General features: G+C 59.7%; 13 protein-coding genes and 1 tRNA gene. 8 read left to right on the forward strand and 6 right to left on the reverse strand.

Annotated features, from left to right (window positions below; all coding sequences use genetic code 11):
• Position 1: 1 nt before the first annotated feature.
• The 8 genes from F8N62_RS03870 (at position 2) to F8N62_RS03910 (ending at position 9,737) form a co-directional block, all read left to right on the forward strand.
• Positions 2-364 carry a DUF5064 family protein gene (locus F8N62_RS03870; RefSeq protein WP_150709721.1) on the forward strand — a complete coding sequence of 121 codons (363 nt, stop codon included), beginning with the start codon at positions 2-4 and terminating at the stop codon, positions 362-364.
• A 229-nt stretch (positions 365-593) separates the two neighbouring features.
• A complete protein-coding gene (locus tag F8N62_RS03875; protein WP_150709722.1) occupies positions 594-2,102 on the forward strand; it encodes a sigma-54-dependent transcriptional regulator in 1,509 nt (502 codons plus the stop codon).
• A gap of 456 nt (positions 2,103-2,558) precedes the next feature.
• On the forward strand, positions 2,559-2,942 hold the full coding sequence (gene gcvH / locus F8N62_RS03880) for a glycine cleavage system protein GcvH (RefSeq protein WP_033056841.1): 384 nt from the start codon (positions 2,559-2,561) through the stop codon (positions 2,940-2,942).
• 11 nt (positions 2,943-2,953) lie between these two features.
• Entirely contained in the window at positions 2,954-5,806 is a 2,853-nt protein-coding gene (gene gcvP / locus F8N62_RS03885; protein ID WP_150709723.1) for an aminomethyl-transferring glycine dehydrogenase, read from the forward strand.
• Between the two features lie 188 nt (positions 5,807-5,994).
• Positions 5,995-7,371 carry an L-serine ammonia-lyase gene (locus F8N62_RS03895; RefSeq protein WP_150709724.1) on the forward strand — a complete coding sequence of 459 codons (1,377 nt, stop codon included), beginning with the start codon at positions 5,995-5,997 and terminating at the stop codon, positions 7,369-7,371.
• 41 nt (positions 7,372-7,412) lie between these two features.
• Positions 7,413-8,537 (forward strand): glycine cleavage system aminomethyltransferase GcvT, encoded by a 1,125-nt coding sequence (gcvT, locus tag F8N62_RS03900; RefSeq protein ID WP_150709725.1) that lies wholly within the window; start codon positions 7,413-7,415, stop codon positions 8,535-8,537.
• Positions 8,538-8,940: 403 nt separating this feature from the next.
• Positions 8,941-9,153 (forward strand): cold-shock protein, encoded by a 213-nt coding sequence (locus F8N62_RS03905; RefSeq protein WP_007977299.1) that lies wholly within the window; start codon positions 8,941-8,943, stop codon positions 9,151-9,153.
• A gap of 95 nt (positions 9,154-9,248) precedes the next feature.
• Complete coding sequence (locus F8N62_RS03910) at positions 9,249-9,737, forward strand: RDD family protein (RefSeq protein ID WP_150709726.1); 489 nt, start codon at positions 9,249-9,251, stop codon at positions 9,735-9,737.
• A gap of 85 nt (positions 9,738-9,822) precedes the next feature.
• On the opposite strand, the gene nadA is transcribed toward F8N62_RS03910, so the two are convergent.
• From nadA to pal, 6 genes are all read right to left on the reverse strand, one after another.
• Positions 9,823-10,881: a quinolinate synthase NadA gene (gene nadA, locus F8N62_RS03915; protein WP_150709727.1), complete on the reverse strand. Its 1,059-nt coding sequence runs from the start codon at positions 10,879-10,881 to the stop codon at positions 9,823-9,825.
• Between the two features lie 273 nt (positions 10,882-11,154).
• A tRNA-Lys gene (locus F8N62_RS03920) sits at positions 11,155-11,230 on the reverse strand.
• A 63-nt stretch (positions 11,231-11,293) separates the two neighbouring features.
• Entirely contained in the window at positions 11,294-11,986 is a 693-nt protein-coding gene (gene queC / locus F8N62_RS03925) for a 7-cyano-7-deazaguanine synthase QueC (protein WP_150709728.1), read from the reverse strand.
• 1 nt (position 11,987) lies between these two features.
• Positions 11,988-12,635 (reverse strand): 7-carboxy-7-deazaguanine synthase QueE, encoded by a 648-nt coding sequence (gene queE, locus F8N62_RS03930; protein WP_046032066.1) that lies wholly within the window; start codon positions 12,633-12,635, stop codon positions 11,988-11,990.
• 166 nt (positions 12,636-12,801) lie between these two features.
• Positions 12,802-13,641, reverse strand: a complete 840-nt coding sequence (gene ybgF, locus F8N62_RS03935; RefSeq protein ID WP_150709729.1) for a tol-pal system protein YbgF — start codon at positions 13,639-13,641, stop codon at positions 12,802-12,804.
• Between the two features lie 6 nt (positions 13,642-13,647).
• Positions 13,648-14,145 carry a peptidoglycan-associated lipoprotein Pal gene (pal, locus tag F8N62_RS03940; RefSeq protein WP_003205029.1) on the reverse strand — a complete coding sequence of 166 codons (498 nt, stop codon included), beginning with the start codon at positions 14,143-14,145 and terminating at the stop codon, positions 13,648-13,650.
• Between the last annotated feature and the right edge of the window lie 2 nt (positions 14,146-14,147).

A 14,147-nucleotide genomic window follows, 5' to 3' on the forward strand; every position in this document is an offset into this window, starting at 1 on the left:
AATGGCAACGTTCGAGCCCGGCCACCTGCACATCGAGCGCCACGCGCTGACCCCGGATGATGTCAGCTACAACGTGCATCTAGACTATGAGGTCTCGCAGGATCCCAAGAAAGGCAAAGGGATCCTGTTCAAACTGCACGGCAGCATGCAGGGAAAGGACATGACGGAGACCTTCTTTCTGCCCAAGGAGGAGGCTTACAACTTCGCCAACAACGTGACGAAAATCGCCGAGAAGTACGGAATCCCGAAGACGCATAGTCAAATCGGCTCGGTTCACAAGCATTACGATTTGATGTTTGAAGACATCCGTAAGCAGTTGAATATGAAATCCGGCGACCCGGTAAACCTCGAGAACTTCGAATAACCTGTTCCCCTGAATGAACGCTGTACCTGTGGGAGCGACGTGCTCGCGATAGCGGACTGACAGTCACTATGGACGCCGACTGATACACCGCTATCGCGAGCAAGTCGGATCGCCGCACCGTCGCTCCCACAGGGGGTGTGCATGTCGCCCGAGATCTGTACCAGATTTCACCAATCGCCCGCCCCAAGGCATACTTGCCACCCTCCGCATTCCAGAACCAAAGCGCCCCATGCGTATTCACGTCAGCTTCATCGACCGCGTCGGCATCACTCAGGAAGTCCTGGCCCTGCTCGGTGGGCGCAATCTCAATCTGGATGCGGTGGAAATGGTGCCGCCCAACGTCTACATCGACGCCCCGACCCTGAGCCCGGACGTGCTCGAAGAGTTGCGCGATGCGTTGCTCAGCGTGCGCGGTGTGCAGGCGATGACGGTGGTCGACATCCTTCCCGGCCAGCGCCGCCACTTGCAACTCGACGCACTGCTCGCGGCCATGACCGACCCGGTGCTGGCCCTGGACAGCGCCGGCAAAGTCCTGCTGGCCAATCCTGCACTGATTGCCTTGTACGGTCGCGAACCGGCCGGTGAAAGCGTCGCCGAGCTGTTTGCCGATTCGGCACTGCTCGATGCCTTGCTCGAACACGGCTTCCGTCTGCCGTTGCGCGAGATCACCGTCAATGGCCAGACCCTGTTGCTCGACGCCACGCCGATCACCGATGCCGGCGCCCTGCTGACCCTGTATCAACCCAACCGCATCGGCGAACGCCTCTCGGCACTGCACCACGACCATGCCGAGGGCTTCGATGCGCTGCTCGGCGAATCGCCGGCCATTCGCACCCTCAAGACCCGCGCCCAGCGTGTGGCAGCGCTGGATGCGCCCCTGCTGATCCAAGGCGAAACCGGGACCGGAAAAGAGCTGGTGGCTCGCGCCTGTCACGCCATCAGCGCTCGCCACAGTTCACCGTTCCTGGCGCTGAACTGCGCAGCATTGCCGGAGAACCTCGCCGAAAGCGAACTGTTCGGCTACGCCCCCGGCGCCTTCACCGGCGCGCAACGCGGTGGCAAACCGGGGCTGATGGAACTGGCTAACCAGGGCACGGTGTTTCTCGATGAGATCGGTGAAATGTCGCCGTATTTACAGGCGAAACTGCTGCGCTTTCTCAATGACGGCAGCTTCCGGCGGGTGGGGGGCGATCGTGAGGTCAAGGTCAACGTGCGCATCCTCAGCGCCACGCACCGCGATCTGGAAAAAATGGTCGGCGAAGGTACGTTCCGCGAAGACCTGTTCTATCGCCTCAACGTTCTCAACGTCGAAGTCCCGCCGCTGCGTGAGCGCGGTCAGGACATTTTGCTGCTGGCCCGCTACTTCATGCAGCAGGCCTGCGCACAGATTCAGCGGCCAGTGTGCCGTCTGGCACCGGGCACTTATCCGGCGCTGCTGGGCAACCGCTGGCCGGGCAATGTGCGGCAACTGCAGAACGTGATTTTCCGTGCGGCGGCGATCTGCGAAAGCAGCCTGGTGGACATTGGTGACCTCGATATCGCTGGCACCTCTGTGGCGCGCCAGAGCGACAGCGACGTCGACAGCCTCGAGCAGGCGATGGAAGAATTCGAAAAAACCCTGCTGGAAAAGCTGTACGTCAGCTACCCCTCGACCCGGCAGTTGGCCAGTCGTCTGCAAACCTCCCACACCGCGATTGCCCATCGGCTGCGCAAGTACGGGATTCCCAACAAGCCTTAAGGTTTGTGACTGAAACACAATTTCTCCAACGCCACAGAGCCCTGTGGGAGCGGGCTTGCCCGCGATGAGGCCATCCCGTTCAACATCCATGTCGAATGCCGGATCGCCATCGCGGGCAAGCCCGGCTCCCACAGGATTTGCATACATTTCAAATAGTGCTCAAAAGCGACCTCCACCTGTACTGAAAGCGCTACAGCGGAACGATATCGATACACCGACCTCCGATCACCGCTGCGCAAGGCTTTGATCCACTTAACCTTTTTTCCTCACCGCAGGCTGTAGCGATTTCGCTACAGCCACTAAATTCCCGCGTCCTGGAAAAACTCATAACACACTGATTTATAACAATAAGTTTACATTGGCCGCGTTTTTGCTAAGTAACCCCTCATAAATCAGGGCATTGCCCAAGCATTCAATCGCGTCCACCAGACGAGTCTGGCCCCCTTAGGAGTTTCCATGAGCGAGTTGCGTTTTACTGAAGATCACGAATGGCTGCGCACCGAAGCTGACGGCAGCGTCACGGTCGGCATCACCGCTTTCGCGCAGAACGCCTTGGGCGACGTGGTTTTCGTACAACTGCCCGAGCTGCAGTCCTACGACAAAGGCGCCGAAGCCGCCACCGTCGAATCGGTAAAAGCCGCCAGCGGCGTGTACATGCCACTCGACGGCGAAGTGCTAGAAGTTAACCCGGCGCTGGACAGCAGTCCGGAGCTGGTCAACGAAGACCCGCTGGGCGAAGGCTGGTTCTTCCGCTTCCAGCCAAGCGACGCCTCGGCGGTTGCCAAATTGCTCGATCAGGACGCCTACGACCGTCTGATCAAAGCCAACGCCGAAGCCTGAGGAGCGCGAACATGACTGAAGTGAATCTGACCACCGCCAACGAATTCATCGCCCGCCACATCGGCCCGCGTTCCGGCGACGAGCAAGCGATGCTCAACAGCCTCGGGTTCGACTCCCTGGAAGCCCTGAGCGCCAGCGTCATTCCGGAAAGCATCAAGGGCACCAGCGTGCTCGGCATGGACGATGGCCTGAGCGAAGCCGACGCCCTGGCGTTGATCAAAGGCATCGCGGCGAAGAACCAACTGTTCAAGACCTACATCGGCCAGGGCTACTACGGCACGCACACGCCGTCGCCAATCCTGCGCAACCTGCTGGAAAACCCGGCCTGGTACACCGCGTACACCCCGTACCAGCCGGAAATTTCCCAGGGTCGTCTCGAAGCGCTGCTGAACTTCCAGACCCTGATCAGCGACCTCACCGGTTTGCCGATCGCCAACGCCTCGCTGCTCGACGAAGCCACCGCCGCCGCCGAAGCCATGACCTTCTGCAAGCGCCTGAGCAAGAACAAAGGCAGCCACGCGTTTTTCGCGTCCGTGCATTGCCACCCGCAAACCCTCGACGTGCTGCGCACCCGTGCCGAGCCGCTGGGCATCGACGTCGTGGTCGGCGACGAGCTTGAACTGACCGACGTGACGCCGTTTTTCGGCGCCCTGCTGCAATACCCGGCCAGCAACGGTGACCTGTTCGACTACCGCGAACTGACCGAACGCTTCCATGCCGCCAATGCTCTGGTGGCCGTTGCCGCTGACCTGCTGGCCCTGACCGTGCTGACCCCGCCGGGCGAGTTCGGCGCCGACGTGGCCATCGGCAGCGCGCAACGCTTCGGCGTACCGCTGGGCTTCGGTGGCCCGCACGCGGCGTACTTCTCCACAAAAGATGCATTCAAGCGCGACATGCCCGGCCGTCTGGTCGGCGTTTCCGTGGACCGTTTTGGCAAGCCGGCCCTGCGCCTGGCCATGCAGACCCGCGAGCAACATATCCGTCGCGAAAAGGCCACCAGCAACATCTGCACCGCGCAGGTGCTGTTGGCCAACATCGCCAGCATGTACGCCGTCTACCACGGTCCGAAAGGCCTGACGCAGATTGCCCAGCGCATTCATCACCTGACCGCGATTCTGGCCAAGGGCTTCAGTGCACTGGGACTGACTGTCGAGCAAGAAAACTTCTTCGACACGCTGACCCTGAACACCGGTGCCAACACGGCCGCTTTGCACGACAAGGCGCGTGCCCAACAGATCAACCTGCGAGTGATCGATGGCCAACGTCTGGGCCTGTCCCTCGACGAAACCACTTCGCAGGCTGACGTTGAAACCCTGTGGGCCTTGCTGGCCGACGGTAAAACGCTGCCAGACTTCGCTGCCCTCGCCGCTTCCGTTGTCAGCACCATCCCGGCCGCGCTGGTTCGTCAATCGCCGATCCTCAGCCACCCGGTGTTCAACCGTTATCACTCGGAAACCGAGCTGATGCGCTACCTGCGCAAGCTCGCCGACAAGGACCTGGCCCTGGACCGCACCATGATCCCGCTGGGTTCGTGCACCATGAAACTCAACGCCGCCAGCGAAATGATCCCGGTGACCTGGGCCGAGTTCGGCGCCCTGCACCCGTTCGCCCCGGCCGCGCAAAGCGCCGGTTACCAGCAGCTGACCGACGAACTGGAGGCGATGCTCTGTGCCGCCACCGGTTACGACTCGATCTCGCTGCAACCGAACGCCGGTTCCCAAGGTGAGTACGCGGGCCTGCTGGCCATTCGTGCCTACCACCAGAGTCGTGGCGAAGACCGTCGCGACATCTGCCTGATCCCCTCGTCCGCCCACGGCACCAACCCGGCCACCGCCAACATGGCGGGCATGCGTGTGGTGGTGACCGCGTGCGATGCCCGTGGCAACGTCGACATCGAAGACCTGCGCGCCAAGGCCATCGAGCACCGCGAACATCTCGCGGCCTTGATGATCACCTACCCGTCGACCCACGGCGTGTTCGAAGAAGGCATCCGCGAAATCTGCGGCATCATTCATGACAACGGCGGCCAGGTGTACATCGACGGCGCCAACATGAACGCGATGGTCGGTCTCTGCGCACCGGGCAAGTTCGGCGGCGACGTCTCCCACCTGAACCTGCACAAAACCTTCTGCATTCCTCACGGCGGTGGCGGCCCGGGCGTCGGCCCGATTGGCGTCAAGTCGCACCTGACCCCGTTCCTGCCGGGCCACGCCCAGATGGAGCGCAAGGAAGGCGCGGTCTGCGCAGCACCGTTCGGCAGCGCGAGCATTCTGCCGATCACCTGGATGTACATTCGGATGATGGGCGGCGCGGGTTTGAAGCGTGCTTCGCAATTGGCGATCCTCAATGCCAACTACATTTCCCGTCGCCTCGAAGAGCACTACCCAGTGCTCTACACCGGCAGCAACGGGCTGGTGGCACACGAATGCATCCTCGACCTGCGTCCATTGAAAGACAGCAGCGGCATCAGCGTCGATGACGTCGCCAAGCGCCTGATCGACTTCGGTTTCCATGCGCCGACCATGTCGTTCCCGGTGGCTGGCACGCTGATGATCGAGCCGACCGAAAGCGAATCCAAGGAAGAACTGGACCGCTTCTGCGATGCGATGATCCGCATCCGCGAAGAAATCCGCGCGGTGGAAAACGGCACGCTGGACAAGGACGACAACCCGCTGAAAAACGCCCCGCATACCGCAGCGGAACTGGTTGGCGAATGGACCCATCCGTACAGCCGTGAGCAAGCGGTGTATCCGGTCGCGTCGCTGATCGAAGGCAAATACTGGCCGCCGGTCGGTCGCGTCGACAACGTCTTCGGCGATCGCAACCTGGTGTGCGCCTGCCCGTCGATCGAAAGCTACGCTTAACCTATGAGGGGGCGGTCAATCCGCCCCACTCAACAACACCGCATCTCCCCCGGTAGGAGCTGCCGCAGGCTGCGATCTTTTGATCTTGCTTTTCAAATCCAGGATCAAAAGATCGCAGCCTGCGGCAGCTCCTACGGGGCGCCTTTACCGTGATGTTTGCGCCTATAACAAGAAACCGGAGAACAACCATGTCGTTAAGCGTGTTCGACCTGTTCAAGATTGGTATCGGCCCCTCCAGTTCCCACACTGTCGGCCCGATGCGCGCTGCTGCGCGCTTCGCCGAAGGCCTGCGCCGTGAAGGGCTGCTGGCGGCAACCACCTGCGTCAAAGTCGAACTCTACGGCTCGCTCGGCGCCACCGGCAAAGGCCACGGCAGTGACAAGGCTGTGCTGCTGGGCCTGGAAGGTGAACACCCGGACACCGTGAACACCGAAACCGTCGCCGCCCGTCTGCAAGACATTCGTGGCAACGGTCGCTTGAACCTGCTTGGCGAACACAGCATTGCGTTCAACGAGAAAGAACACCTGGCGATGATTCGCAAGCCGTTGGCCTATCACCCCAACGGCATGATCTTTCGCGCGTTCGATGCCGCCGGCCTGCAGATCCGCAGCCGCGAGTACTACTCGGTCGGCGGCGGTTTCGTCGTCGATGAAGACGCCGCCGGCGCCGACCGCATCGTCGAGGACGCCACGCCGCTGACCTTCCCGTTCAAAAGCGCCAAGGACCTGCTCGGGCATTGCACCACGTATGGACTGTCGATCAGCCAGGTGATGCTGACCAACGAAAGTGCCTGGCGTCCGGAGGCGGAAACCCGCGCCGGCTTGTTGAAAATCTGGCAAGTGATGCAGGACTGCGTCGCCGCCGGTTGCCGTAACGAGGGCATTCTGCCGGGCGGCCTGAAGGTCAAGCGACGCGCCGCCGCGCTGCATGCACAACTGTGCAAGAACCCCGAATCATCGTTGCGCGACCCGCTGTCGGTGCTGGACTGGGTCAATCTGTACGCGCTGGCGGTCAACGAAGAAAACGCCAACGGCGGGCGCGTGGTGACCGCGCCCACCAACGGTGCTGCCGGCATCGTCCCGGCGGTATTGCATTACTACATGCGCTTCATCCCCGGCGCCAATGAAGACGGCGTCGTGCGATTTCTGCTGACCGCTGCGGCGATCGGCATTCTCTATAAAGAAAACGCCTCGATCTCCGGCGCTGAAGTCGGCTGTCAGGGCGAAGTCGGCGTAGCTTGCTCGATGGCCGCCGGCGCCTTGTGCGAAGTGCTCGGCGGCACCGTGCAGCAAGTGGAAAACGCCGCCGAAATCGGCATGGAACACAACCTCGGCCTCACCTGCGACCCGATTGGCGGCCTGGTGCAAGTGCCGTGCATCGAGCGCAACGCCATGGGTTCGGTGAAAGCGATCAATGCGGTACGCATGGCCCTGCGTGGCGACGGTCAGCATTTCGTCTCCCTCGACAAGGTCATCCGCACCATGCGCCAGACCGGCGCCGACATGAAAAGCAAATACAAGGAAACCGCCCGTGGCGGTTTGGCGGTCAACATTATCGAGTGCTGATGCGCGCTCACTGCATCTGCAGACTTTTTCAGGAGCTGGATATGTCCACCGAACAACTGTTGAAAACCCCGTTGCACGCACTGCACATCGAACTCGGCGCCCGCATGGTGCCGTTTGCCGGCTACGACATGCCAGTGCAGTACCCGCTGGGTGTGATGAAGGAACACCAGCACACCCGTGATCAGGCCGGGTTGTTTGATGTGTCGCACATGGGCCAGATCCGTCTGACCGGCACGAATGCCGCCAAAGCACTGGAAACCCTGGTGCCGGTGGACATCATCGATTTGCCGGTGGGCATGCAGCGCTACGCGATGTTCACCAACGAGACGGGCGGCATTCTCGACGATCTGATGGTCGCCAACCTCGGTAACGATGAACTGATCCTGGTGGTCAACGCGGCTTGCAAGGATCAGGACCTCGCGCATCTGCAACAGCACATCGGCGACCAGTGCACCATCGAGCCGTTGTTCGAAGAACGTGCGCTGGTGGCCCTCCAGGGTCCGGCAGCCGTCACCGTGCTCGCCCGCCTGGCACCTGAAGTGGCAAAGATGACCTTCATGCAGTTCGCCCGCGTCAGCCTGCTGGGCGTGGACTGTTTTGTCAGCCGCTCGGGTTACACCGGTGAAGACGGTTTCGAAATCTCCGTGCCGGCCGCCAGCGCCGAAGCGCTCGCTCGCGCCCTCCTCGCCGAACCGGAAGTGGCCGCCATCGGCCTCGGCGCGCGTGACTCCCTGCGTCTGGAAGCCGGCTTGTGCCTCTACGGCCACGACATGAACACCGAAACCACCCCGATCGAGGCGGGTCTGTTGTGGGCCATCTCCAAGCCGCGACGTGCCGACGGCGCTCGCGCCGGCGGCTTCCCTGGCGCTGAAACCGTGTTCGGCCAGCAGCAAGCCGGTGTCAGCCGCAAACGCGTCGGCTTGCTGCCTCAGGAACGTACGCCGGTACGCGAAGGTGCAGAGATCGTCAATGAAGCGGGCGACATCATCGGCACCGTTTGCAGCGGCGGATTCGGCCCGACGCTGGGTGCGCCGTTGGCCATGGGCTACCTCGACAGCGCCTACATCGCCATCGACACACCGGTCTGGGCGATCGTGCGTGGGAAAAAGGTGCCTTTGCTTGTAAGCAAAATGCCATTTGTTCCACAACGCTACTATCGTGGCTGATTGACTGTTTCTATAAGTAACGCAGTTGCGTTAAACAGTGCACTACTGTGTAACGCAACTGCCATAAAACAGTGCACACCCTGGTTGTAAGCTTCGATTATGAACTTCGCTTATAACGTTCGAAAACAATTGAACACCTCTATCGAATAAGCCCGCATTAGTGGACCGACTACACCCTCAACCTGAGTAAAACCGGGCCCTGCACGGGGCTTGTTTTTTCTCCCGTAGTTGGCGTAGAGTTTGTTCACTGTGTTTGCATGGGTCGCTTGGAATCGTGACCTGGGCAGTAGCCTACAAGTTAGCTACATCCCGTTCGACGTCTTCTTACTCTCCTGCAACCAGCCCCAGTACTCTTTCATAAGAAAGAGGCTGTCATTAATTTTTGCGTCATAGGAAATAAGAAATGTCCCAACGTCAGAGCGGTACCGTCAAGTGGTTTAACGACGAGAAAGGTTTTGGTTTTATCACTCCAGAAAGCGGTCCGGATCTGTTCGTGCATTTCCGCGCTATTCAGGGCAACGGCTTCAAGAGCCTGAAAGAAGGCCAGAAAGTGACCTTCATTGCCGTTCAGGGCCAGAAAGGCATGCAAGCTGACGAGGTCCAGGCAGAAGCCTGACTTTCTGTTACGAAAAAGCCCCTGATGCTGACATCAGGGGCTTTTTTGTGCGCGTAAATCCGTAAAATGGTTTCTTTTTCCACCGGGAACCTGCCATGTCGAAACACCTGCTCAAACCTCAGGGCGACTTTCCCGCCGCTTCACTGGGTCGTCGTCTGGCAGCGATGTTCTATGACTTTCTGTTGTGCACCGCCCTGCTGATCGTGACCAGCGGCGCCTACAAGATGATCCAGATGACGATCATCGGCGAGGACAGAATGCGCACGCTGACCGAGGCAGGCGCGCTGGACGGCGATCCTCTGCTTTCAACGTTGTTGCTGTTTGTGCTGTTCGGTTTCTTCGCCAAGTTCTGGACCTGGTCTGGCCAGACCCTGGGCATGCAGGTATGGGGCATCCGCGTGCAGAACGCTGATGGTTCATCGATCAGCCTGTGGCAGGCGCTGTTGCGGTTTGTGGTGTCGATTGCTTCGTGGCTGTGTGTTGGCCTGGGGTTTATCTGGTCGCTGTTCGATAAACAGAAACGCAGCTGGCATGACATGTATTCCAACACCCAGCTGGTGCGGATTCCGAAGAAGGCCAAATAACGGCCACAAAAAAGATCGCAGCCTGCGGCAGCTCCTACCAGGTTTTGTAGGAGCTGCCGAAGGCTGCGATCTCTTGATCTTGCTCTTAAGCGTTGCCGACCAGTTTCATCCGCGCAGCCTGAGTAAAATCGAGCATCCGCTTCAACGGCCGAATCGCCTGGGGAATCAACGCCGGGTCGACAAAGATCTCGTTCGCCCCCTCCTTCAAGCTCTTCAGCATCCGCTCAAGCGTGTTCATCGCCATCCACGGGCAATGTGCGCAACTGCGGCACGCTGCACCGTTACCCGCCGTAGGCGCTTCGATGAAGACCTTGTCCGGGCACAGCTGCTGCATCTTGTAGAAAATGCCACGGTCGGTGGCGACGATCAGCGTCTTGTTCGGCAGGCTCTGCGCCGCTGCAATCAGCTGGCTGGTAGAGCCGACGGCATCCGCCAGCTCGATCACCGATGTCGGCGATTCCGGGTGCACGAGAATCGCCGCATCCGGATACAGCGCCTTCATGTCTTCGAGCTGTTTGGACTTGAACTCTTCGTGGACGATGCAGGCGCCATCCCACAACAACATGTCTGCACCAGTCTTGCGCTGGATGTAGGTGCCCAAATGTTTGTCCGGGGCCCAGATGATTTTCTCGCCGTTATCCATCAGGCTTTCGACGATTTCCACCGCGCAACTGGACGTCACAACCCAGTCCGCCCGCGCTTTCACCGCCGCCGACGTGTTGGCATACACCACCACGGTACGTTCCGGATGCTGATCACAGAACGCCGAGAACTCGTCCACGGGGCAACCCAGGTCCAGCGAACAGGTCGCTTCCAGGGTCGGCATCAGGATACGTTTTTCAGGATTGAGAATTTTGGCGGTCTCGCCCATGAACTTCACACCCGCGACCACGACGGTCTTGGCCGGGTGTGCATTGCCGAATCGGGCCATTTCCAGCGAGTCGGAGACACAGCCGCCGGTTTCTTCGGCCAAGGCCTGAATCACCGGATCACAATAAAAGTGGGCAACCAACACCGCGTCCTGAGCCTTGAGCTCGGCAGCAATGGCAGCGCGATAATAGGCCTCTTCCTCGGGCGTCAGCGGCTTGGGCTGTTTGGCGTCGAGGTGAGCTTGAACCAGAAGGCGTTCAGAAATCTGCGTCATGTTCGCAAGACCTGCAAGCGCTTACGCGCGAAAGTCGAGTATACACCCGGCTCCGGACCCTTCAGGGGTACCGCCGGGAGAGTGAGTATTCATCAGGCATGGAAAGCGTTGGAGCTGCGCAAGGCTACAGAATATCCGGGGGATGCAAAAGATGATTCTGACCTGCGTCATGCGGAGTCGTTTGTTGGCAGTCGAGCTCAAATCGCGGGCAAAAAAAAATCCGGAAATCCTCACTTGCGTGGGCCTTCCAGACTTTTAAAACTGCTACAAAAATGGTGGGTCGTGTGGGATTCGAACCTACGACCAATTGGTTAAAAGCCAACTGCTCTACCAACTGAGCTAACGACCCGCTGTGTGGTGGCGCGTATAATACTGATTTTTAACGTTTATTCAACACCTTATTTGAAATAAATCAGAAATAAGGTGTTGGGTCGCTGATTCCGGCCGCTGCAAAGCCTTCTGCACGCAGTCGGCAGCTGTCGCATTTGGCACAGGCGCGGCCGTCATCGTCGGCCTGATAGCAGGAAACGGTCAGACCGTAATCGACGCCCAGCTTCACACCCGCCTGGACGATCTGCGCCTTGCTCAGGTTTTGCAGCGGTGCCTGAATGCGAAAGCCGTTGCCCTCTACACCGGCCTTGGTCGCCAGATTGGCCATGCGTTCAAAGGACTCGATGAACTCGGGACGGCAGTCCGGGTAACCGGAATAATCCACCGCGTTAACGCCGATGAAGATGTCACGCGCGCCCAACACCTCCGCCCAACCCAACGCCAGCGACAGGAACACGGTGTTTCGCGCAGGCACATAAGTCACCGGAATACCTTCGCCCGCCACTTCCGGCACATCGATGCTGCTGTCGGTCAGCGCGGAACCACCGATGCCGTTCAGATTCAGACCGATCACCTTGTGCTCAACCACGCCTAGGTCGCGGGCGACACGTTCGGCGGCGTGCAATTCGGCATGCGAGCGCTGACCGTAATCGAAACTCATGGTGTAGCAGCTGTAGCCTTCTGCGCGGGCCATGGCCACGACTGTGGCCGAATCCAGGCCGCCGGACAGCAGGATGACCGCACGTTTTTCAGCAGTGTTCAGTTGTTCAGTCATGTCAGCGCCCCGGCTCGTCATTCCATAGATATTTATGCAACTGCAGTTGCAGGCGCACAGGCAAGTTGTCCGCCACTACCCAATCCGCCAGGTCGCGCGCATTCAAATCGTGATGACTTGGCGAGAACAGCACTTCACCGGCGCGCCGATCCAGTCCGTACTGGATCAACTTGGACACGGCCCAGTCGTAGTCTTCCCGCGAGCAGATGACAAACTTCACCTGATCATTGGGCGTGAGCAATTCGATGTTCTCGTAGCGGTTGCGATGCGCTTCCTTCGAACCCGGCGTCTTCAGGTCGACAACGCGACTGACCCGGGAATCTACCGCCGAGATATCCAGTGCGCCACTGGTTTCCAGTGACACTTCGTAACCGGCGTCGCACAACTGCTTGAGCAAGGGGATGGCGTTAGGTTGCGCCAGCGGCTCACCGCCGGTGACACACACATAACGGGGGCGAAAACCGGCCACCTGTTCAAGGATGTCGTCGAGCGGGCGGATGGTGCCGCCGGTGAAGGCGTAGGCGCTGTCGCAGTACTGGCAACGCAAGGGGCAACCGGTCAGGCGCACAAAAACAGTGGGCAGCCCGGCAGTCCGCGTTTCACCCTGCAACGAGTAGAAAACTTCGGTGATTCTCAATGTGTCTTGCATAGTCGCCACGGGCGTAACAGCTAAACAGGCTGTCCGCCTCCGTCAGGCACTTCAAGGAACCTCGCCAATGCGCAGATCCCAAAAAGCGTGTTTCAGAAAAAGGGCGTGAATTCTAACGAAAAAACCCGCGACTGGCGCGGGTTTCTTCGAAACGGTTCAAGCAGCCTTACATGCGCTGCAGATCGCGCTGGGCCAACTGAGCAGCGGATGTGCCCGGGTATTGCGACACAACCTGCTGCAGAATGCCTTTGACCTTGTCCGGATGACCAAGGCGGCGCTCTACATCAGCCAGCTTGTACAGCGAGTCAGGCACTTTGTTGTGCTTGGGGTACAGCTGCGAAACCTTGGCAAAAGCCTGGCCTGCACCTTGCAGATCGCCTTTGGCCAGGTTCACTTCGCCCAACCAGTACTGAGCATTGCCCGCGTACTGACTGTTCGGGTATTTGCGCAGGAAAGCGGCAAAAGCCTGGCTGGCCTTGTCGAAATCCTTGGCCTTGATCAGGTCGAAGGCTGCATCGTAATACAGTTTTTCCTTCGCCGGATCCGCCGGTTCGCTACCCGCGGCCGGTGCTTGAGCGGCTGCCGCCCCTGCACCTGCGCCAGCTGCTGCGCCGGGGGCATTCAACGTGCCACCGGAGGGAGAATTCTCAGGAGTCGCGGCTGGTGCAACGCCGGTTCCTATGCGCCGATCAAGATCCTGGTATCGCTCCAGGCTTTCCTGCTTCATGCGCGCTACATCATTTTGCAGAACTTCGATGATGCCTTGTTGGCGCGAGATCTGCTCCTGCATTGATTGCAGTTGGTTGAACAGCTCGCCCTGTGCCGAGACAGGGGCCGAAACCCCTCCCCCGGCATAGGCGCCGTTCGTACCGTAACCCGCAGGCGGATAACTCGTCCCGCTATTGTTATAGCCGGAGTTGTCTTCGACCACAGGAACCGCAGCCCACACCGCAAGCGGTGCGAGACTGAGAGCCAGAAAAGTTACAGCACGACGGCACGTTCGCATGACGAATTACTTACGCAGTTCGACGCGACGGTTTTGAGCCCAGGACTGCTCGTCGTTGCCGGTAGCAACTGGACGCTCTTCGCCGTAGGAAACCAGTTCCAGCTGAGCTGGGGAAACACCTTGCAGTACCAGGTAACGCTGAACGGCTTTCGCACGACGCTCGCCCAGTGCCATGTTGTACTCACGAGTACCACGTTCGTCGGTGTTGCCTTCCAGAACAACGCGAGCGCCGTTCGATTTCAGGTCTTTGGCGTGAACGTCCAGAGCGCGCATGGCTTCTGGCTTCAGGTCCGAGCTGTCGTATTCGAAGTAGAAGGTGGTGATTGCGCGCAGAGCAGCTTCTTCGCTCAGGGAGCCATCAACGGCGCCAGTGTTAGCGCCGTAACCAGCGTTTGGATCAACAGCGCCTTCACCGGCGTTGTCGCCGCCTTTGGACGAGCAACCTACAGCTACAGCCATGGCCAGAGCCAGCGCAGCAAATTTACCAAACTTCAGCATTTCCATCG

The organism is Pseudomonas fluorescens (genome assembly GCF_902497785.1).
Classification (GTDB): domain Bacteria; phylum Pseudomonadota; class Gammaproteobacteria; order Pseudomonadales; family Pseudomonadaceae; genus Aquipseudomonas; species Aquipseudomonas fluorescens_BO.

Coding starts and splice junctions, on each gene's coding strand:
- F8N62_RS03870 (WP_150709721.1), top strand. CDS start 2: ATGGCAACGTTCGAGCCCGGCCACCTGCACATCGAGCGCCACGCGCTG.
- F8N62_RS03875 (WP_150709722.1), top strand. CDS start 594: ATGCGTATTCACGTCAGCTTCATCGACCGCGTCGGCATCACTCAGGAA.
- gcvH (WP_033056841.1), top strand. CDS start 2,559: ATGAGCGAGTTGCGTTTTACTGAAGATCACGAATGGCTGCGCACCGAA.
- gcvP (WP_150709723.1), top strand. CDS start 2,954: ATGACTGAAGTGAATCTGACCACCGCCAACGAATTCATCGCCCGCCAC.
- F8N62_RS03895 (WP_150709724.1), top strand. CDS start 5,995: ATGTCGTTAAGCGTGTTCGACCTGTTCAAGATTGGTATCGGCCCCTCC.
- gcvT (WP_150709725.1), top strand. CDS start 7,413: ATGTCCACCGAACAACTGTTGAAAACCCCGTTGCACGCACTGCACATC.
- F8N62_RS03905 (WP_007977299.1), top strand. CDS start 8,941: ATGTCCCAACGTCAGAGCGGTACCGTCAAGTGGTTTAACGACGAGAAA.
- F8N62_RS03910 (WP_150709726.1), top strand. CDS start 9,249: ATGTCGAAACACCTGCTCAAACCTCAGGGCGACTTTCCCGCCGCTTCA.
- nadA (WP_150709727.1), bottom strand. CDS start 10,881: ATGACGCAGATTTCTGAACGCCTTCTGGTTCAAGCTCACCTCGACGCC.
- queC (WP_150709728.1), bottom strand. CDS start 11,986: ATGACTGAACAACTGAACACTGCTGAAAAACGTGCGGTCATCCTGCTG.
- queE (WP_046032066.1), bottom strand. CDS start 12,635: ATGCAAGACACATTGAGAATCACCGAAGTTTTCTACTCGTTGCAGGGT.
- ybgF (WP_150709729.1), bottom strand. CDS start 13,641: ATGCGAACGTGCCGTCGTGCTGTAACTTTTCTGGCTCTCAGTCTCGCA.
- pal (WP_003205029.1), bottom strand. CDS start 14,145: ATGGAAATGCTGAAGTTTGGTAAATTTGCTGCGCTGGCTCTGGCCATG.